The sequence below is a fragment of the Paraburkholderia sp. RL17-383-BIF-A genome (genome assembly GCF_046028015.1).
GTDB lineage: Bacteria > Pseudomonadota > Gammaproteobacteria > Burkholderiales > Burkholderiaceae > Paraburkholderia.
This window is the reverse complement of record NZ_JARESR010000039.1, coordinates 35,694-56,217: the sequence shown is the minus strand read 5'-3', so window position 1 is coordinate 56,217 and position 20,524 is coordinate 35,694. Positions and strand designations below refer to the sequence as shown.

Annotated in this window: 19 protein-coding genes; 14 read left to right on the top strand and 5 right to left on the bottom strand. The window is 63.4% G+C overall.

Features of this window, described 5'->3' with window-relative positions; translation table 11 throughout:
* Positions 1–29: 29 nt before the first annotated feature.
* From P0D71_RS31260 to P0D71_RS31195, 14 genes are all read left to right on the top strand, one after another.
* Entirely contained in the window at positions 30–1,235 is a 1,206-nt protein-coding gene (locus P0D71_RS31260) for an HlyD family secretion protein (protein WP_408483435.1), read from the top strand.
* Positions 1,236–1,247: 12 nt separating this feature from the next.
* A complete protein-coding gene (locus tag P0D71_RS31255) occupies positions 1,248–3,365 on the top strand; it encodes a peptidase domain-containing ABC transporter (RefSeq protein WP_408483434.1) in 2,118 nt (705 codons plus the stop codon).
* A complete protein-coding gene (locus P0D71_RS31250; protein ID WP_408483433.1) occupies positions 3,358–4,662 on the top strand; it encodes a TolC family outer membrane protein in 1,305 nt (434 codons plus the stop codon). Before P0D71_RS31255 ends, P0D71_RS31250 begins: the two co-directional genes overlap by 8 nt.
* A gap of 203 nt (positions 4,663–4,865) precedes the next feature.
* Positions 4,866–5,288, top strand: a complete 423-nt coding sequence (locus P0D71_RS31245) for a MarR family winged helix-turn-helix transcriptional regulator (protein WP_091807027.1) — start codon at positions 4,866–4,868, stop codon at positions 5,286–5,288.
* Positions 5,289–5,369: 81 nt separating this feature from the next.
* Positions 5,370–5,786: a MarR family winged helix-turn-helix transcriptional regulator gene (locus tag P0D71_RS31240; protein ID WP_091807029.1), complete on the top strand. Its 417-nt coding sequence runs from the start codon at positions 5,370–5,372 to the stop codon at positions 5,784–5,786.
* A gap of 91 nt (positions 5,787–5,877) precedes the next feature.
* On the top strand, positions 5,878–6,987 hold the full coding sequence (locus P0D71_RS31235) for an HlyD family secretion protein (RefSeq protein WP_408483432.1): 1,110 nt from the start codon (positions 5,878–5,880) through the stop codon (positions 6,985–6,987).
* Positions 6,988–6,994: 7 nt separating this feature from the next.
* Positions 6,995–8,566, top strand: coding sequence for a DHA2 family efflux MFS transporter permease subunit (locus P0D71_RS31230; protein WP_091809163.1), 1,572 nt, complete (start codon positions 6,995–6,997; stop codon positions 8,564–8,566).
* A gap of 10 nt (positions 8,567–8,576) precedes the next feature.
* Entirely contained in the window at positions 8,577–10,010 is a 1,434-nt protein-coding gene (locus tag P0D71_RS31225; protein ID WP_408483431.1) for an efflux transporter outer membrane subunit, read from the top strand.
* Between the two features lie 46 nt (positions 10,011–10,056).
* Positions 10,057–11,244 carry a thiolase family protein gene (locus P0D71_RS31220; RefSeq protein WP_408483430.1) on the top strand — a complete coding sequence of 396 codons (1,188 nt, stop codon included), beginning with the start codon at positions 10,057–10,059 and terminating at the stop codon, positions 11,242–11,244.
* A gap of 192 nt (positions 11,245–11,436) precedes the next feature.
* On the top strand, positions 11,437–12,714 hold the full coding sequence (locus tag P0D71_RS31215; RefSeq protein ID WP_408342376.1) for a NupC/NupG family nucleoside CNT transporter: 1,278 nt from the start codon (positions 11,437–11,439) through the stop codon (positions 12,712–12,714).
* Between the two features lie 15 nt (positions 12,715–12,729).
* Positions 12,730–13,119 (top strand): cytidine deaminase, encoded by a 390-nt coding sequence (locus tag P0D71_RS31210; protein WP_408483429.1) that lies wholly within the window; start codon positions 12,730–12,732, stop codon positions 13,117–13,119.
* Complete coding sequence (locus tag P0D71_RS31205) at positions 13,116–14,081, top strand: nucleoside hydrolase (RefSeq protein WP_091807041.1); 966 nt, start codon at positions 13,116–13,118, stop codon at positions 14,079–14,081. The genes P0D71_RS31210 and P0D71_RS31205 overlap by 4 nt, the downstream gene beginning before the upstream one ends.
* A gap of 223 nt (positions 14,082–14,304) precedes the next feature.
* Complete coding sequence (gene panE / locus P0D71_RS31200) at positions 14,305–15,240, top strand: 2-dehydropantoate 2-reductase (protein ID WP_408300040.1); 936 nt, start codon at positions 14,305–14,307, stop codon at positions 15,238–15,240.
* A 63-nt stretch (positions 15,241–15,303) separates the two neighbouring features.
* Positions 15,304–15,603: a hypothetical protein gene (locus P0D71_RS31195; protein WP_091807045.1), complete on the top strand. Its 300-nt coding sequence runs from the start codon at positions 15,304–15,306 to the stop codon at positions 15,601–15,603.
* A gap of 85 nt (positions 15,604–15,688) precedes the next feature.
* Here the strand turns inward: P0D71_RS31195 and P0D71_RS31190 are convergent, their stop codons facing one another.
* From P0D71_RS31190 to P0D71_RS31170, 5 genes are read right to left on the bottom strand one after another with little or no spacing between them, the layout of a single operon-like run.
* Positions 15,689–16,735: an ABC transporter substrate-binding protein gene (locus P0D71_RS31190; RefSeq protein WP_091807047.1), complete on the bottom strand. Its 1,047-nt coding sequence runs from the start codon at positions 16,733–16,735 to the stop codon at positions 15,689–15,691.
* Between the two features lie 20 nt (positions 16,736–16,755).
* A complete protein-coding gene (locus P0D71_RS31185) occupies positions 16,756–17,895 on the bottom strand; it encodes an NAD(P)/FAD-dependent oxidoreductase (RefSeq protein WP_408300038.1) in 1,140 nt (379 codons plus the stop codon).
* Positions 17,888–19,321, bottom strand: a complete 1,434-nt coding sequence (locus P0D71_RS31180; protein WP_408483428.1) for an FAD-dependent oxidoreductase — start codon at positions 19,319–19,321, stop codon at positions 17,888–17,890. The genes P0D71_RS31185 and P0D71_RS31180 overlap by 8 nt, the downstream gene beginning before the upstream one ends.
* The gene (locus P0D71_RS31175; RefSeq protein WP_408483427.1) at positions 19,318–19,710 is read right to left on the bottom strand and encodes a (2Fe-2S)-binding protein; all 393 of its coding nucleotides are present in this window, start codon (positions 19,708–19,710) and stop codon (positions 19,318–19,320) included. Before P0D71_RS31175 ends, P0D71_RS31180 begins: the two co-directional genes overlap by 4 nt.
* Positions 19,710–20,504: an ABC transporter permease gene (locus P0D71_RS31170; RefSeq protein WP_091807057.1), complete on the bottom strand. Its 795-nt coding sequence runs from the start codon at positions 20,502–20,504 to the stop codon at positions 19,710–19,712. The genes P0D71_RS31175 and P0D71_RS31170 overlap by 1 nt, the downstream gene beginning before the upstream one ends.
* Between the last annotated feature and the right edge of the window lie 20 nt (positions 20,505–20,524).

The following is a 20,524-nucleotide window of genomic DNA, read 5'->3' as shown; positions in this document are numbered from 1 at the left end:
GTCTCCAGCAGAGAGGCGGCAGGACAGTCATGGACCCAACCAGTATCCCGCAGTACAAAGACATTTCCTGGCGATGGATCGCCTATGCCGCGTCGGCGATCGTGGTGGTTGCCGTCGGCTTCGGCTTCCTGCATGAAGTGGAACTCAAGCAGGACGTGCAGTGCGAAATCGTGTCGCCATCGGAAGTGAAGGTACGCGGTTTGAGCGGACTCGTGACCTCGGTATACGTGCGCCCGTCGGAGCGCGTGGCAGCCGGTGCGCCCTTGTTCACGCTGCAGCGTGACCTGTCGCTGTCGAGCGACGGCCGTCAGCGCACCGTGTTCGACTCGCAAATGCGCGACGAACAGATTCGCGTCGCAGACGAACAATACGCCCAACGCAAGGCGCAATTGACCGCACAGCGGGATGCTTCGTTGCTGACGGGTTCGAGCCGTAAAGCGGAGCTCATTGCGCTGGATGAACAGATTTCCCAGAACCGCCAGCTTTCCGACGAATCGCAGCAGAAACTCGTGCGGCTCAAGTCGGTGTCGGACTACGTCACCGCGGATCGTATCGAGCAGGCGAGTGCCGATGAGCACCAGGTCAAGGTTTCCATCGCCCAAGGTTTGGCGCGCCGCGAACAGTTGCGCGGCGAGATGTCGACGCTCAACGGCGCGCTGATCGACCTCAACGCGCAGCTGAAAGAGAACGACGCGCGGCACGAACAAGGCATTCAGGAAATCCGGATGCGCTTCGAACAGTCGCGCCAGGACGCGACGATCTCGGCGCCACAAGCGGGCGTCGTCACGTTTTCGAAACTCGTGACGGGCCACACGCTGGAGGCGTCCGACGTCGCGCTCGTGATTGCGACCGACGACAAGGGCGCATTGCGGGCGGCGCTGCGCATTCCGTCGCGCCGTCGCGGGTTTGTCGAAAAAGGCCAGATCGTGCGGCTCAAATTCGACGCGTTTCCTTACGCGAAATTCGGCAGCTACGAAGCACGCATCGACGCCATATCGGACACGACGATGCAGTCGTCCCCCTTGCTTCCGGGCATGCCCGGCTCGCTCGCCGCTCAAGGCGGCGGAGACGGCGACTACCTGGCGTGGGCGACGCTACGGGGCAAGACCTTCGACTACGGCAAGCAGCATTTCGACATCTTGCCCGGTATGCGGGCTACGGCGAGCATCGTCGTCGAGCGTAGAACGATTGCCGAATGGGTGTTGGCGCCGCTTTTCCGCATGATCAGAGGCTAATCAGGGGGCCCAGTGCGAACGATTTATCAGAACGAAGTCGCGGAATGCGGCTATGCCTGCCTGGCAATGGTGCTCTCGCATCTTGGCCGCGCAACCGAGGTGCGCGAATTGTCCGCCTTCAGGCCGATCTCGGCGAACGGTCTGTCCTTGATGGACCTGTACGACGTGGCGACCGAATTCGGCCTCGCCGTGCAGGCTTACCGGTTCGACGTGGCGGATCTGCCCTCGGTCAAGCGAGGGTCGATTCTTCACTTTGGCGGTGCGCATTTCGTGGTGTTCGAGAAATGCGGGCATGGCTATGTTCAGGTTGTCGATCCAGCCAGCGGCCGGCGGCGCGTCTCCATGGATACTTTCGTGGCGAGTGTGTCGGGCTATCTGCTCGAATGTTCCGCTACGCCTTCCATGCCGCGCATTCGCGCGAAGTCGCAGGTGCCCGGCGCGCTTGCCCGCGTACGGGCGTTGAACCCCGCACTGCGCAAGCAACTGGCGAAAGTGCTGTTCGTCGCACTGGGCAGCCAGTTCGCGATCCTCGCCATGCCCTATCTCGGCAACCTCGTGCTCGATTATGTGGTCTCGGCGGACAACATCAATCTGCTGAGCGTGCTTGTTCTGACGTTTGCCGGCATCTTCGCGGTCGGTGCGCTCAGCCAGTACGTGGAGACTCGTCTCGTCGAATTGCTGCATCAGCTTACGCAAATCAACATGACCGAAGGCTTGCTCGGTCATCTGTTGCGCAATCCGATGTCGTGGTTCGAGAAGCGCCACGTCGGCGACATCTTTGCGCGCATCAAGGCGCAGGACGAGATCAGCGTCCATGCGACCCGAACCGTGACGGCAATGTGCATCGATATCGCTGTGGGGACGCTCGCACTCGCGCTGATGCTCGTGCAAAGCCGGATGCTGACGGCCGTGGCTCTCGGCATGTTCATCGTCTATCTTGCGGTCGCATTGGGCATGTTCGCTCGCATGCGGGACAACCATGCACTCGTGCTCGAGACGTCGGCACGCTGCGACGATGCGTTGATCGAGACGATCCGGGCAGCGAGCCTGATCAAGCTTGCTCAGGGCGAAACGCGCCGCACGGCGCCCTTCATGATCAAGTACAAGGAATATGTCGCGGCGCTGCTGACGAGTAACCGGCTGACCAGCGCTCGCGACGCCATCCTCAAGTTGGTCCAGTATGCGGACACGATTGTGATCACCTGGTTTGCCGCGCGGCTGATGCTGGCCGGCACGGTATCCGTGGGCGTGTTCTATTCGTTTCTGATCTACAAGTCGCTCATGTCCGAGCGTCTTGCCCACGCCGTCAATGGTGCGTTTGCGTATTTCATGCTGAGCGTGCCGACCGCACGGGTGGCGGACATCGTCGAGTGTGAAGAAGAGCGCTACACGCCGCTTGCCGACTGCAACCGTGTGACCGAGATACGCATGTTCGAGCGTATTGAAGTGCGCCATGTCACGTTTCGCTACGGCGTGTCCGACCAGCCGGTGCTACGCGATGTGAGTATCGATATCCGGCACGGCGACAAGATTGCCATTACGGGGCCTTCGGGCGCCGGAAAATCGACGTTGTTCAAACTGCTGTCGGCCGCCGAGCCGCTCCAGGAAGGCCAGATCGCGCTCAACGGCATTGCGTGGCCCAATCTGACGGTCGACGAGATCCGGCGGCACGCCGCGCACATGCGTCAGGGGGATCTGATTCTGCACGGCTCGATCGCCGAAAACATCACGTTGTTTGCTGCGAGTATTGACGAAGATCGCGTGCATGCGCTCCTCGAAGACGTCGGCTTGTTGCAGGACGTCATGCGCCTGCCGATGCGCACACGCACGGTGATTAGCGACACGATTGCGAACATTTCGGCGGGCCAGCGGCAACGATTGCTGTTGGCGCGCGCGCTCTATCAGGGCCGCAGTCTCCTGCTGCTCGACGAGCCGACGTCCAATCTCGATCCGGCTTCGGTGCAGCACGTGGCCGCCTTGCTGCGCCGGCTGACCTGTACGGTCGTGGTGATTACACACGACCGGTCCCTCGCCGCCGCGTTCGATGTTCGATATCGACTGATGGACGGCGCGCTGGTGCCCGAGACGCCTGATCACGCGCACCGTTTGCCGGAGCCGACCTATGTTTGAGTTCCGCCTCGCGCGCCTGGCCGCCGGCCTGTTGTGTGCCATTGCGAGCCCCGCGTTCGCAACGGACCTTCTCACGGTCACGCAACAGACGCTAGGCCGCGACTCCACCCTTGCGCAGGCACGCGCCGGCTACGCGGCGGCACAGCAGGCCGTTCCCCGGGCGCGCGCCGGCCTGCTGCCGCAGATTTCGGCGGGTTGGGGACGCACTTATAACAGCATAGCGGCCGATGGTTTTCCGAAGACCACATACTGGCAGTCGGGATGGACCATCAATATTGCGCAGCCATTATTCGACTGGACGAAGTGGAGCACCTACAAGCAGGCGGATTATGTCGAAGCGCGCGGCACGGTCGAATTGAACGCTGCGCAACAGGCCGCGATTCTGCGGGCCGTGCGCGTGTATTTTGAAGCGCTGGTTGCCGAGGACGAACTGCGGCGCGTCAGCGAATACGCAAGCGCGGTCGATCAGCAACTTCAATTGATCAACCGGAGTAAAGCCGGTGGGGAAGCGACGCTGATCGATCTGCGCGACGCCCAGACCGCGCGCGAGAAGGTGGCGCTCGAACAGATGGATGCTGAAAATACGCTGGCAGCCAGGCGCCGGGCGTTCGAGCAAGCCACGGGCGTGCCGTTCGAGACGCTCGCGCGATTGCCTGACTCGTTGCCCATGCCGCGCCTGCAGCCTGAGGACATCGACGCGTGGGCCGGCCAGGCGAAAGATCACGCGTTTGAGGTCCAATTGAAGCAACTGGATTGGCAGATTGCCAGAATGGAGGTGAGCAAGGCCACCTCGGCGCATCTGCCGTCTGTTTACCTGACCGGAAGCTATACCCCGGCGGGCGCGGCATCCGGCTACTCGCGTCCCACGACGACAACCACAGGCATGCTCGCCATCTCGATACCGGTTTTTTCCGGCGGTGAGACGCAGGCAAAGGTACAGGCGTCATCTGCTCTGGAAGACAAGGCGCAAGAGGGTCTTGCAGGCGCCTCGCGTGACGCCGAGGCGGCGGCGCGTGACGATTACAGCCGCTATCAATATGGGCGCACGCGAATCGATCTGCTCACGCATCTCGTGGCGTCATCGCGAGAGGTGCTGGCGGCGACTCGGGTCGGCTTCCGGGTGGGTAGTCGAACAGCCAGCGACGTCCTCAGAGCGATCGATGCGCAGTATTCCTCGCAACGCGATTTGCTGGCCGCCCGCTATAGCGCCATCGTCGCGTTGATGCAACTCAAGGGCGACACGGCCGCGCTGAGTATCACCGACGTGGTCCAGATCAACGACATGCTGGTGCGCTGAACCCGAACGGCCTCGACACGAGACAAGCCTCACTGCACGAGCGCGCCGATCGGCACGCGCGCATGCCATGAGGCTTGCATCGACAATTCAACCCACGCCGGGCAGGCACACGCCTCGGAAGCCGAGGTTGACCGGATTGTGCAACACAGTGTTCAATCCAGCTAAACTTGACTCTGTGCGTATGCACATATAGACTGCCCTTCATGAACCGTCCTCTCTCTTACGACGAATGCAACTGTTTCGCGCTGCGCCAGGCGGCGCGCCACGTCACGCAAATCTATGAGCGCCATCTCGGCGCCGTTGGCCTGACGGCTGCGCAGTTCACGATTCTCGCCAAACTCGCGCGTACGCCGAATCTGCCCATGGTGGATCTGGCGGACGCCATGGTGATGGAACGCACCACGTTGGTCCGCGCCATGAAGCCTTTGCAGCGCGAGGGGCTGGTAGTGGCGGAATCGGCGGAGCATGACGGCCGCACGTTGCTGTTCAGCCTGACGGACAAGGGCGAAGCGACTTTCGACCAGGCCGCCATCGCGTGGCGTGCGGCGCAGGAAGAGTTTGAAACGAAGTTCGGCCATGCGCGTGCCAAAACGTTGCGCGCCGAGTTGTTCAGCATCACAGGATAGTTGAGGCGCACGCGCTCGTTGATACGAGCTTTAGCGCGCCTGCTTATGTGCATACGCACTCACAAACGAGGAAGTGCCGCAATGGAAGGCCTAATCGACGACGACTGCTTTGCGATCCGCCAGGCCGCGCGATATGTCTCGCAGATTTACGACCGGCACCTGGCGAATGTTGGACTAACCATTACGCAGTTTTCGCTGCTGGGACGGCTCAAACGCACCGGCCCCATGACGATGAGGCAAATGGCCGAGGCCATGCGCATGGAACGTACGACGCTGGTTCGCACGATTCAGCCGCTGCGCCGCAACGGTCTGGTGTCGAGCGAGGCACTCGGCGCCGACGCGCGGGCGCTGACGATCACGCTGACAGCCGCAGGGGAAGAGCGGTTGAAGGCAGGCCGTGAACATTGGTATGCCGCGCAGGCGGAATTCGAGCATCGTTTTGGCGAGCGGCGCGCGGCCGCTCTGCGTAGCGAGCTGTTCGCCATGACTCGGGATTGAATCCAAGGCCGCGAGTGCGGCACCGGCCCACCGGCGCAATCCAAGCGCCGTTTTTTTCACCTTAACGAGTGCATACGCACATATCGACATCATGTCCACTACTCCAGCGACTATCGCCCCGCCGAGCGCGGCGCAGACCGCCAAACCGGCACGGCGTATTCCGTGGATGTTGCTCGCGATTATCACGGTCCTCGTGGTGCTGGCGCTTGCTGCGTCGTATTGGTTCTTCGCCGGCCGCTTCGTCGAAACGACGGACGATGCATACGTGGGCGGAGATGTCACGGTAATGGCGCCGAAGGTGAACGGTTTCGTCACGGACGTGCTCGTGCATGACAACCAGTTCGTCCACGCGAACGACGTGCTGATCCGGCTCGACTCACGCGATTACGACGCGCGGCTCGCGCAGGCCACGGCGGAAGTGCAGAGCGCGCAAGCCGCGGTGACCGAACTGCAGGCGAAGAAATCCTTGCAGCTCGCCACCATCAACGAGCAGGCCGCGGAAGTCCGCGCGTCCGGCGCCGAATTGACCCGCAGCGCCGCGGACCAGACGCGTTACCGCGAACTGGTGAAGGACGAGGCGGTATCGAATCAGGTCGTCGAACGCGCGGATGCCGATCTGACCAAAGCACGCGCCGCGGTCGATCGCAGCGGCGCCGCGCTGATCGCGGCGCAACGCCAGATTGCCGTGCTCGACGCGCAGATCGGCGACGCCGAGGCGCGCATCGCCACGGCGCAGGCTGCCCAGCGTGTGGCGGCCCTGAACGTGGAGTACACGACGATTCGCTCGCCGATCGACGGGCATGTCGGCAATCGCACCGCGCGAGTCGGCTTGCTGGCGAACACCGGCGTGTCGCTGCTGACCGTGGTGCCTTCGAGCGGACTCTGGATCGACGCTAACTTCAAGGAGGACCAGTTGAAGAAAATGCGCGTCGGCGACAGCGTCGACGTCGATCTCGATGCGTCCAGCAAGCGCATTCACGGCGTCGTGGAAAGTCTGGCGCCGGCCACCGGTGCGACCTTCAGCGTGCTGCCCGCCGAAAACGCCACCGGCAACTTCACGAAGATCGTGCAGCGTGTGCCGGTGCGCGTGCGGCTCGAAGTGCCGAAGGACATGCAAGGCGTGCTGCGCCCGGGCCTCTCGGCAACCGTGAAAGTGCATGTCGATGCCGCTCCGGTCGGCAATACGCCGGCGCGCGGATGAGCCGATCATGACTCAAGTTCTCGCCAACCCCGCCGACCTGCCGACACGCACCAAAGTGGCGGCATTCACGTTGATGTGTCTAGGGTTCTTCATGGCGACGCTCGATATTCAGATCGTGGCGTCGTCGCTCAAGGATATCGGCGGCGGTTTGTCCGCGAGCCAGGACGAACTCTCGTGGGTGCAGACATCGTATCTGATTGCTGAAATTCTCGTTATTCCGATGTCCGGCTGGCTGACCCGCGTGTTCTCGACGCGTTGGGTGTTCGCGTTTTCCGCGCTCGGCTTCACGATCACCAGCATGTTGTGCGGTCTCGCGTGGGACATCAATTCGATGATTCTGTTTCGCGGTTTGCAGGGCGCGCTCGGCGCAGCGATGATCCCGACTGTGTTCACCACGGCGTTCGTGCTGTTTCCCGGCAAGCAGCGGCTGATTGCGTCCACCACCATCAGCGCGCTCGCCACGCTCGCGCCGACAATCGGCCCGGTGATCGGCGGCTGGATCACGTCGCAATGGTCGTGGCACTGGCTGTTCTATCTGAACCTCGTGCCCGGCGCCGTCGTCACGGTGATGGTGCCGAAATACGTGCACTTCGACGAGGTCGATCTGTCGCTGCTAAAAAAAGGCGACTACCTCGGCATTCTTCTGATGTCCGGGTTTCTCGGTTGCCTTGAATACGTGCTGGAGGAAGGGCCGCGCAAAAACTGGTTCGGCGACGACCTGATCCTCACGTGTACATGGGTGGCGGCGATCTGCGGATTCCTGTTCATCGTGCATGCGTTCACAGCGAAAGAGCCGATCGTCGACTTGCGCGCATTGGCGATCCGCAACTTCGGCATAGGCAGTCTGCTGTCGTTCATCACCGGGATCGGGATTTTCTGCGCGGTGTTCCTGACGCCGGTGTTTTTATCGCGTGTACGCGGGTTTGATTCGTTGCAGATCGGCGTGGCGTTGCTGTCGGTAGGCTGTTTCCAATTGGTCGCGATGGTGGCGTACTCGGTGGTCGCGCGCTTTGTCGATATGCGCGTGCTGCTGGTGTTCGGGCTGGTGCTGTTCGGTGTCGGCTGTTATCTGTATGTGCCGCTGACCAATCAGTGGGGCTGGCAGGAGTTGCTGATCCCGCAGGCGTTGCGAGGCATCGGCCAGCAGTTCTGCATTCCGCCCATCGTGACGATGGCGCTGGGTTCATTGCCGATGTCGCGGCTTCGTTCCGCCAGCGGCCTGTTCAATCTGATGCGCAACCTCGGCGGCGCGATCGGCATTGCGGTGAGCAGCACGATGCTCAACGACCGCCTGAACCTGCACTACGAGCGGCTCGACGAGCATCTGAACGTAGGCCGTCCGGTGGTCGAGTCAATCTTGCAGCAGCAGAGCGCGCACTTCGCGGCAGTGGGGGGCAACGTGCTGAATGCGGCAAACGCCGGGCTCGGCGAACTGCACGCGCTGCTGTTGCGCGAAGCACTCGTGCTCACGTTCTCCGACACCTTTTTCGCCCTGTCGCTGTGCTTCCTGGTCGGCCTGCTGAGCGTGCTGTTCTCGCGCCCGTTCGGCAACTCCGCGCCGCCGCCCGACGCTCACTGAGGAATTCACCATGAAACCGATCCTTCTCAAAGTACTGGCGAGCGCCGCAATGCTGACGCTTGCGGCGTGCGCGGTGCAACCGGAAACGCACGCGGATTTGCCGCAGACCGTGAAGACCGTTGCACCCGCTGCGTGGAATGTCGAAGCGCCGCAAGACAGCGTGAGCGCAAACGCGTGGTGGACGCAATTCGGCGACCCTGTCATGCATCAACTGGTCGAAACCGTGTTGACCGGTAACCTCGACGTGCAGGCGGCAGTGGAGCGCGTCAAGCAGGCGCAGGATCTGGCGACGCAAAACCGCGCGGCCTTGCTGCCCGAGTTGAATGCGAGCGCGACTGCCTCCGACTCGCGGCAGAACACGCCGCCGCCGCTCGGTTACGTGCGTCAGGCCGGTGTCGGCCTGACGGCCAGTTGGACGCCCGACGTATTCGGTGGCGAACGTCTCGCCGTGCTCGCGGCGCAGGCGCAGGTGTCAGGACGCCAGGCGGCACTGAACGAGGTGCGCCTCGCGCTTGCGGCGAATACCGCCGCAGCGTATATCGACCTGCGCTGGGCACAATCGCAATTGCAGATTCTGAGCGACAACGAGCAGATTCGCGCGCGCGCATTGAAGCTCACACAGCAGCGACTGCATTACGGGCTGTCGACACAACTGGATGTCGCACGCGCGCAGAACCAGTTGCAAGATTTGCAGGCGCAGATTCCGCGCGTGCAATCGGCGGTGCAGCACGAGTTGAGTCTGATCGCGGTGTATTCGGGGCGCACGCCGGAAAGCGTGGACGGGTTGCTGCTCGCCAATGCACGCGATATTCCGGTGCCCGCGCAAAGCGTGCCGCAGATGCTGCCCTCGCAAGCGCTGTTGCAGCGTCCCGACGTACGCACCGCGTACGCGACGGTCGAACAGCGCGCGGCCGAGGTGGGTGTATCGAAAGCGCAGCGCTATCCGCAGTTCAGGATCAATCTCGCCGACGGCCTGCTGGCCTCGTCCTATCTCGGCTTGCCCACGCTGACCGACAACCTTTTTAGCGCCGCCCTGAACGCGACGAGTCCGATCTTCAACGCAGGCCGCATTACCGCGAATATCGACGCGAGCGAAAGCCGCATGCGCGAATCGCAGCTCGGTTTGCAGCAAACCATGCTGCAAGCCCTCAAGGAGATCGAGGACAACCGCAGCGATCTGGTGAGCGGCGCAGTGCAGGTTCAACGGCTTGGCGGCGCGCTGGACGCGTCGGACCATGCGCTGCGTCTATCCACCGAACTGTACAAGGGCGGCGTGTCGAGCTTTCTCGATGTGCTCGCGGCGCAGGAAGCCTTTCTGCGCGATGCCGAATCGTTGAACCAGGCCAAACGCGAGCATGCGCTCTCGGCGGTCGCGTTGTACCGCTCGCTCGGCGGCGGCTGGGATGTGCCTGACGCGGTCACGGCGGTATCGGCGAATAACTGATGCATGCGTGTGACCAATGAGGTGTTGAACCAACAGGAGAGAAGCAATGGCGAAGCAGCGCGAAGTAGTGATCTGCAATCCGGTGAGAACGCCGATCGGCGCATTCGGCGGATCGTTGAAAGAGGTGCCTGCAACCGAACTCGGCGCAATCGCCGTGCGAGAGACCTTGCGGCGCAGTGGGCTCGACGCGGCGGCGCTGGCATCGGTCGTGATGGGTAACGTGATTCAGGCGGGCAACAAGATGAATCCGGCGCGCCAGGCGTCGATTGGCGGCGGCGTGCCGGTAAGCGTGCCGGCGTTGACGGTCAATCGTGTGTGCGGCTCGGGTGCTCAGGCGATCGCGTCCGCAGCGCAGGAGATCCTGCTGGGTCTCGGCGATGCCGCCGTGGCCGGTGGCATGGAGAACATGGACCGCGCGCCGTATCTGCTCGACGGCGGCCGCTGGGGCTACCGCATGGGCAACGCGCAAATCCACGACAGCCTGTTGCGCGACGGCCTGAACGACGCGTTCTCGGGCGAGCACTCCGGCTGGCACACCGAAGATCTCGTCGCGCAATTCGATATCACGCGCGAAACCCAGGATCGTTGGGCCGCGCGTTCGCAGCAGCAATTTGCGCAAGGCCAGGCGCGCGGCGATTTCGAGGCCGAACTGGTCGCGGTGGAAATAGCCGGGCGCAAAGGCCCACAACATTTCCCGCGCGATGAGCAGCCGCGCCCCGACACCACCGTGGAACCACTGGCGAAGCTGCGTCCGGCATTTCGCCCGGATGGCACGATTACGGCAGGCAACGCGCCCGGCTTGAACAGCGGGGCGGCCGCGATGCTGGTGGCCGAACGCGGCTTCGCGGAAGCACGCGGCATCGAGCCATTCGCGCGACTTGCGGCCTACGGCGTCGCCGCGGTGGAACCCGGCATGTTCGGCCTAGGTCCCGTGCCGGCGGTAGAGATGGCGTTGGCGCGAGCCGGGTGGCAACTGCACGATGTCGAGCGCTTCGAAATCAATGAGGCGTTCGCCGCCGTGCCGATCGCGGTCGCGCGCAGACTCGGCATTGCGGACGAACTGATCAACGTGCAAGGCGGCGCAATTGCGCATGGCCATCCGATCGGCGCGACCGGCGCCGTGCTGACCACGCGCCTGCTCCATTCAATGCGGCGCGACGGCCTCAAACGCGGCATCGTGACGCTGTGTATAGGCGGCGGACAGGGGATCGCACTGGCATTGGAAATGCTGTGATGCCGAGTCGATAACAGCGGGGTGCATCGGCGTGCGAACGAGTTCGATGCACCTTGCTGACATCGCGCAGATGCGCAGCGCATCAATCTTGACTGATTCTTCGGCAAAGGACGCGGGCCTCTATTTAAAGTTTTTTCTCCGGGTTCAGTTTCGTTTAGCATCGTTGCCACTTTCACAAGAACACGACGAGACATGGCACTGATTGTTCGAAACATTCTCGGTATTGCCGTACTGCTGCTCATTGCCTTTATCTTTTCCACCAACCGGCGTGCTATCCGCTTACGGACCGTAAGCAGCGCACTGCTTGCGCAGATCGGGATCGGCGCGTTCATTCTTTTCGTCCCGGTCGGCAAGTCGATCCTGTCGGGCGCGGCGTCCGCTGTGAATCATGTGCTGGGCTACGGCAACGCGGGAATCGAGTTCCTGTTCGGCGGCCTCGTGCAGTCGAAAATGTTCCAGGTGTTCGGCGACGGCGGCTTCGTATTCGCCGTGCGCGTGCTGCCGGCCATCATCTTCGTTACCGCGCTGATTTCGGTGCTGTACTACATCGGCGTGATGCGCTGGATCGTGATCGTGCTCGGCACGCTGTTTCAGAAACTGCTCGGCGTGTCGAAGCTCGAATCGTTTTCAGCCGTCACCACCATCTTTCTCGGTCAAAGCGAAATGCCCGCCGTGGTCAAACCGTTTACGCGCGCCATGACCGGCGCCGAATTGTTCGCGGTGATGTCGAGCGGCATGGCGGCCGTGGCCGGGTCGGTGCTGGCGGGGTATGCGGGCCTCGGCGTGCGTATCGAGTATCTGTTGGCCGCCTCCTTCATGGCGGTGCCGGGCGGCTTGCTGTTCGCGAAGATCATCCACCCCTCGACCGAAGCGAGCCGGGTTCATCTCGACAACCTCAACTTCGACGAGAAGCGTCCCGCCAATGTGATCGAAGCAGCCAGCTCCGGTGCGACCGTGGGCCTGAAGATCGCGGTAATGGTCGGCGCGATGCTGATCGCGTTCGTCGGGCTGATTGCGTTGCTCAACGGGATCGTGGGCGGCATTGGCGGCTGGTTCGGCCATCCGCAGTTGTCCATGCAATCGGTGCTTGGCATCGTATTCGCGCCGCTCGCCTATCTGATCGGCGTGCCGTGGAACGAGGCCACGATTGCCGGCAATTTCCTCGGGCAGAAGGTCATTCTGAATGAGTTCGTCGCCTATGCTTCGCTGTCGCCGTATCTGAAAGACGCCGCGAGCGTGACCGCGGCCGGTCTGCAGGCGCTCGATCCGCGTACCATTGCTATCCTGTCGTTCGCGTTGTGCGGCTTTGCGAACTTTTCGTCGATCGCGGTGCTGACGGGCGGCTTTAGCGCCGTCGCGCCCGAACGCCGTGCCGAAGTCGCGCGTTACGGCCTGCGTGTCGTGCTCGCCGCGACGCTCTCGAACCTGATGAGCGCCACGATTGCGGGCATGTTCATTACGCTGAATTGAATCGAGGATTGCTGGATGAATATGGAACAACTGCTGGAGCGCGCGGGTGCCGCGCGAGAAAAGGCCTATGCGCCGTATTCGAAATTCAAGGTCGGCGCGGCGCTGCTGACCAAAGACGGCCAGGTGTTCGACGGCTGCAACGTCGAAAATGCCTCGTACGGTTTGTGCAATTGCGCCGAACGTACCGCGTTTTTTAGCGCCATTGCGGCGGGCTATCAGCGCGACCAGTTTGCGGCGCTCGCCGTGATCGGCGACACGGACGGCCCGATCGCGCCGTGCGGCGCATGCCGCCAGGTGATCATCGAACTGGGCGGCCCTGAATTGCCGATTCGCCTCGGCAATCTGCACGGCGCGACGCGCGACACGACCGCGCGTGAACAATTGCCGGACGCGTTCTATCTATGAGCAGGCATAAAGTCATCTACGACACCGACCCAGGCGTGGACGACGCCATGGCGCTCGTGTTTCAGGCGCTGCATCCGGATATCGAACTGCTTGGCCTGACGAGCGTATTCGGCAACGCGACGATCGAAACGACCACGCGCAACGCGCGCTTTCTCGCCGGGCGATTCGCCAAGGGCGTGCCGGTCGCGCAGGGCGCGGCAGCGCCGCTCAAGCGCGCCGCGCCTGAGCCACTCGCATGGATTCACGGCGACAACGGGCTCGGCAATATCGCGTTGAATACAGCGGAGCAGGCCGCACTCGACACGCGCCCCGCGCACCGCTTCATCATCGACACGGTGCGCACGCATCCTGGTGAGGTGACGCTGCTTGCGGTAGGGCCGCTCACGAACCTCGCTCTCGCGCTCGCGGACGATCCGCAGATCGCCTCGCTTGTCAAACAGGTGGTGATCATGGGCGGCGCGTTCGGCACGGACGGCGTGCTCGGCAACGTGACGCCCGCAGCGGAGGCCAACATTCTGGGCGACCCGGATGCCGCCGACATCGTATTCGGCGCGGCGTGGCCGGTCGCGGTCGTCGGTCTCGACGTTACGCAGCGCAGCATCATGAGCCACGATTATCTGGCGTCGTTGCGCGTTCGCGGCGGCGCGGCAGGTCAGTTCGTGTGGGACGTGTCGCGCCATTACGAGGCGTTTCACGAGCAGAGCGCGCAGCTTGCGGGCATCTATGTGCACGATTCGTCGGCCGTGGCCTATGTATTGGCGCCGCATCTCTATACGACGCGCAGCGGTCCGGTGCGTGTGCTGACGGACGGTATCGCGGTAGGCCAGTCCATTCAGAAACCATCGACAATGCCCGTGCCCGCGCCGGCCTGGGATAGCCGGCCCGACTGCAAGGTGTGCATGGATGTGGATGTGCCGGGCATGCTGGCGCTATACGAGCGCACCATTTGCGGCACGTTTTAAGAGGGCGGCTGTCGTACAGTCGACACATCCAGCGCATGCGCGGCATGGCGTGGATTGATCCGACATAAGCCGCTGTGCAATGCAACACGCTGCGCACCGGCAATCGTGGCCGATGTCGATCTTCAATCTTTGCTACATTTCTGCACACGCGCTGCATAAGCGTCCCTGAAGCCCTCGCTCATCGGCGCGGCGCGCGTGACCGAAATCTATCAAGAGGCCAAAGATGCGAATTCTAGTAGTAGGGGCGGGCGCCGTGGGCGGCTATTTCGGTGGTCGTCTCGCCGCGGCGGGCCAGGACGTGACCTTCCTCGTGCGCCCCGGCCGGGCGGAAAAACTCAAGCGCGATGGACTCGTCATCAGAAGCGTGCGGGGCGATCTCACGCTGCGCGACCCGCAAACCATTCTCGCCGGCGTGAGCGCCGAGCCGTTCGATCTGGTGCTGCTGAGCTGCAAAGCCTACAGTCTGGACGACGCCATCGATTCCTTCGCGCCGCTCGTCGGCGAATCGACGCTGATTCTGCCGATGCTCAACGGCATGCGCCATATCGAAGTGCTCAACGAAAAATTCGGCGCCGCGCGCGTGCTGGGCGGTCAATGCGTGATCGCCGCTACGCTCAATGCCGAGCAGCACATCGTGCATCTGAACGATAGTCATGCGGTCACTTTCGGCGAACAGGGCGGCGGCACGTCGGAACGTGTCGCGGCGATCGCCGAGGCAATGGGCGGCGCGAATTTCGACGCGCTGGTCAGCGACAATATTTTGCTGCGCATGTGGGAGAAGTGGGTGTTCCTCGCCACATTGGCGGCCAGCACGTGCTTGCTGCGCGGATCGGTCGGCGATATTCTGGCTGCGCCGGACGGCAAACGCGTCATCGAAAATCTGCTGGGCGAGGCCCGCGCCGTGGCCGAACACAACGGTTTCACGATGGGCCCCGACTTCGACGCACGCGCCACGCAGACGCTCTTCACGCCTTCGCCGCTCACCGCTTCGATGCTGCGGGATGTGGAAAACCACTCGCACACCGAGGCGGATCACATTCTCGGCGATCTGATTTCGCGCGGCGGTGACGCGCAGAAGGGCGAGCACGGCTTATCGCTGCTGCGCATCGCCTATAGTCATCTGAAGACGTATGAAGCGAGGCAGACCCGCACGTCCTGAATGAAGCCGCAGCGCGGGACCTGGCAGGCACGGCCATAACAGCCTAAATATCTGAGGTGAAGCATGCCGAGTCCAACAGGATCAGTCCCTGCGCTGAGTGCCGCGTCGGCCACGATCTTCTCGATCGGGATCGTGTTTCTCGGTTACTGGGGCATGTACGAGCCGACCGGCTGGCGAGTCGCCGACATCTTCGTGTTCGCGTCCGCGCTAATCGGCTTTGCTTGTCTCGGGCTCGTGCCGTGGGTCGCGACGAGTCCGGTCGAACCCGAAACCAGCGACAGGCGGGTGCGCATTGCGCGGCATCTGTTTCTCGCCGGTGTGGTGGCGATCTGGCTGGCGGTGGCGACATCGGTGATTTTCTAACGCCGCACCTGTACGAACCCATAAAGAACGCGCGCCTTGCAGGTCTGCAAGGCGCGCGTTTTCGTTGCAGTTTCAACAGACCGGCTTAGCGCTCGATCTGCCGGTTCCAGCGCGTATCCCACTGTGCGCGGTGCGCGTTGATCGTGTCCCAATCCACCACTGTCACCTTGCGCACCAGATCTTCGACGTTGCCGAGGCTTTGCTGCATGGGCGGCGTCATCTTCGCGAGACGGTTGGTGGGAATCTGACGGCCGGCCTCGGCGGCTTTGGTTTGGGCCGGCGCGGACAGCAGGAATTGCGCGAGCTTCTGCGCCAGTTGCGGATCCGGGTTGTTGTTGACCACGCACAGGTCGACTAGCAGCAACACCGGACCTTCCTTCGGATTCACATAGCCGACCGGAATGCCCTTGTCGGCCAGATCGCCCACGGCGGTCGGCGTCAGCGGGAACAAGCCCGCTTCACCGGTCTGGACCATTTCGGAGATCTTCGCCGAATTCGGCACATATTCGACCACGTTCGGTCCCACCGTGCTCGCCCACTTGGTGAAGCCCGGCTCTACGTTCTGCTCGCTGCCGCCCATCAGGCGGTTGATGGCGAGAAAGCCGTGCAGGCCGAAAGTGCTGCTCGACGCCGACTGGAACACGACCTTGCCCTTGTATTTCGGATCGGCGAAATCCATCCACGAGGTCGGTGGTGCCCAGCCTTTCTCCGCAAACAGCTTCTTGTTGTAGGCAATCCCGGTCATGCCGAGCTGCACGCCCGCGCCCATGTCGTCCTTCATGCGCGCGAACGGATAGAGTTCCTTGAGCACTGGCGAGTCGTCGAGCTTCTTGCACACGCCCATGCTGACCGCGCGCGCCATCACGCCGTCGTCGAGAAACACTACATGGATCTGCGGGCTGGCCTTGTTGGCAAGCAGCTTGGCGAGAATGTCCGACGACGTGCCCGGCACCACGACCACTTTCACGTTGTTGGCTTTCTCGAAGTCCGGCAGCACCTGACTCGTATAGGCCTTTTCCATCGGCCCGCCGTTCATGCCGATATAGATTGTTTTCGTTTGCGACCACGCCGGCGCGGCCGCGCCGAATGCACACAATGCGGCCAGCGCCGCGAGCGTCTTGAACAGTTTCATTGATGGGCTCCAGGGGTTCACTAAACGTTGACTTGGGCGACCGCAGAGGTCGCAACAGCAGAAAAGCGGCCAATCGAAAAAGCGTCGAGCGGCGTGGCGGTGGCACCGTCGATGACGAGATCGGCGAGCACTTCGCCGACGCCCGGCGCGAGCAGAAAGCCGCCGCCTGAAAAACCGAACGCATGCAACAGGCGCGGCACGGTGCGGCTCGCACCGATGATCGGATTGCTGTCGGGCGTTTCGCCTTCCACACCGCTCCACGTGCGGATCAGCAACGCCTCGCGCAATGCCGGGAGCAGCGCGCACGCATCACGCATCACGGCGCGCGTGGTTTCCGTCGAGGGCTGGCCATACTCGCCGTCGCCATGTCCGCGTCCGCCGCCGATCACGCAATTGCCGCGCGCCACCTGCCGCGCGTAGATGCCGCCGCCATACACGCCCAGGTTGTGCGTGATGAAGAGCGGTAAAGGCTCGGTGACCCACATGTTCGGGTAGATCGGTTTCATCGGCACGGTCTCGCCGAAAAAGCCCGCAACCGTATTCGCCCATGCGCCAGCCGAGTTGATGAGCCAGTCGGCGCTGATGCGCATCTCACCGGCGCGCAATTGAAAGCGCGTGCCGTCGTAATGAATGTCGGTGAGTTCGGTGTGTTCGCGCACGTCCGCGCCCGCGGCCCGCGCGGCCCGCGCGAATGCGGGCGAGACCAGGCGCGGATTCGCGTGACCGTCCGTCGCGCACAGCGAACCGCCAATGGCCGATGCGCCGAGCCATGGATAGCGCTGGCGGAACGCCGCACCGCTGATCAACTGCGCGTGCAGTCCGTAGTCGCGCGCCATCTCGGCCCACGTTTGCAGCGCATCGAGCGCGCTTTCGCTACGGGCGAGCCGCAAATGGCCCGACACCGTGAATTCGCCGTCGATGCCGATCAACTCCGGCAAGCGGTCCCAGATACGCCGCGCGCGGATCGCGAGCGGCATCTGTTCAACCGGGCGGCCCTGGCAGCGTACGCCGCCGTAGTTCACGCCGCTCGCCTGCGCGCCGCAATAGCGCCGCTCGAACAGGCCCACGCGCAGGCCGCGCTGCGCCAGCGCCAAAGCCGCCGATGAACCGACGAGGCCGCCGCCCGCGATCGCGACGTCGTAGTGCAGGGTGTCACTCATCGCGCGCCTCCACGGGAATGTCAGCGACGTCGTCGGCATACATGGCCGGCGAGAGCGGAATGGGTTTGACGGGTGGCTGGCTGCGCAAGCGGCCTACCGCTTCGAGGGGTTTGCCGGTTTCCTCGGAGAGCAGGGTGAGCGCGGCTTCGCCGCACATGCGCCCCTGACAGCGACCCATGCCGACGCGCGTGAGTGCCTTCAGCCGGTTGATCTCATTCGCTTCGCCGCCGCGGATGCAGCGCCGTAAAGTGCCCGCATCGATTTCTTCGCAGCGGCACACGGTCATGTCGTCGGGCCATTGCGACGCGCATTTCGCCGGTGGCGCGAAAGCCGTTTCGATGCCCTCGCGAAATACCGCGATACGTTTCAGACTGCGCTCGATCGATGCGGCGTCGGGCATGCCCGGACCGCGTGGATGCGCGATGCCGAGATCGTCGAGCAGCGCCAGCGCTGCGCGGCGGCCGGCGAGTTCGGCGGCGTCCGCACCGGCGATGCCCGCGCCGTCGCCGGCGAGATAGAGGCCGCGCACGGAACTGCGTCCCGCTGTGTCCACTTCAGGGAGCCAGCAACGGTTGGTCGCGTCGAAACGGAAGCGGCAACCCGCGAGATCCGCGAGTTGCGTTTCGGGCCTCAGGCCGAAGCTGACGCCGACCGCATCGCATGCGATTGTCTCGGTTGCCGAACCGTTACGTGCTGCGCGCCATTCGAGCGACTCCACACCATCCACACCGCGAATGCCGAGCAGTCTCACATCGCGCTCGATGCGCACGCCGCGCGTTTTCAGCCAGCCGACGTAGTACAGGCCTTTGGCGAAAGTGGACGGCAGGCGCGCGAGTTTCGGCGCCGCGGCGATCTGCTGCGAAAGCGGACTCGTGTCGAGCACCGCCACGACTTGCGCGCCTGCCTTCACGTACTGGTACGCGACGAGATACAGCAGCGGCCCGGTGCCGGCCAGCACGACGCGTCGGCCGATCGCGCAGCCTTGGGCCTTCAATGCGACCTGGGCCGCGCCGAGCGTATAGACGCCGGGCAGCGTCCAGCCCGGCACCGGCAGCACGCGGTCCGCCGCACCGCTCGCGATGATCAGATGAGAGAACGGCACGCGAAGCTCGCGTCCTGCATGCAGGGTATCGAGGTGGCCCGCTTCGCACGCCCATGCGAGCGTGTCGGGACGATAGTCGAGATGGGGCAGCAGCGCGGCCATGGTCGAATGCAAGGCGTCGGCCTTGTGCGCTTCGAAACCGTAGAGCGTTTTTTTCGAGCGCTCGAATCCGCCGTTGGCGGGCGGTTGCCGGTAGATCTGGCCGCCCCAGCGCGCGTTTTCGTCGATCACGATTGGCTTCACGCCGGCCGCGACCAGCGTCTCGGCGGCTCGCACGCCCGCCGGCCCGGCGCCGACGATCACGATGCGGCGTTCGTCGTTCATCGGGCGTCTCCGTTCGCGTCCGCAGCGCTGGTCTCGATAGCGACGCTGCGCGTGAGCACCCGCATGCCCTCGCTCACGAGCGTCGAGCACGCGCGCACGCGCTTGCCGTCTTCGGTACGCATCCAGCAGTCCTGACATGCGCCGATCAGACAGAAACCCGCGCGCGGCGCGCCGCTGAATTCGCTTTCGCGCACGCGGCGTTGCTGCATCAGCACGGCCGTCAACAGCGTATCGCCTTGCAGCGCGGTGACTTCGCAGCCGTCGATAAAGAAGTGCAGCGGTTCACGCCGCGTTTCCGCAACGCGGATGAATTGCGGCTCGCCGCGCTCTGCGGCGGCATGAGTGGAGGGCAAGGTGGACGGCATGAGAGCGTGGGCGGAAGAAGACATCAGTGCTGGCCGATCAGAATGCGGTTCAGGCCATACACGCGGTCGAGCAGCAGCATCGCGCCGCCGGTAATGAAGATCACCAGCGCGGAGACGGAGGCCATCATCGGGTCGATGGATTCGGTGGCGTACATGTACATGCGCACCGGCAGCGTGACGGTTTGCGGCGAGGTGACGAAGATCGACATCGTCAATTCGTCGAAGCTGTTGATGAAGGCCAGCAGCCAGCCGCCGGTAATGCCCGGCAGAATCATCGGGAAAGTGATGCGGCGAAACGTGGTCCATGCATCGGCGCCGAGCGAGTGCGCGGCGTGTTCGACGCTGCGGTCCAGTCCGCTCACCGAAGCCAGCACGAGCCGCATGACGAACGGCGTGATGATGATCATGTGCGCGAGCACGAGCCAGGCGAACGAGCCGGTCGCGCCGATCAGCGCGAAAAAGCGCAGCAGGGCGATGCCGAGCACGAGACCGGGAATCACGAGCGGCGACAGCAACAGGCCGTTGAGAAATCCGCGGCCCGGAAAGCGCGCGCGGCCGATGGCGAGCGCGGCGGGCAGCGCCACGATCAGCGACAACGTGGCCGAAGCGAACGCCAGTTTCAGGCTGTTAAAAAAAGCGCCGATGAAATCCGGGTAATTGAGGATCGCGCGAAACCAGCGCAGCGAGACGCCGTGCGTGGGCAGCGTGAGCGTTTCGTCGGGCGTGAAGGCGACCAGCACGACGATCACGAGCGGCGCGAGCACGAACGCAATCACGAGCGTGTGGAAAATCAGCGCAATAGGGCCGTTCTTTCTCATGATGTTTTCACTGAGTGAGC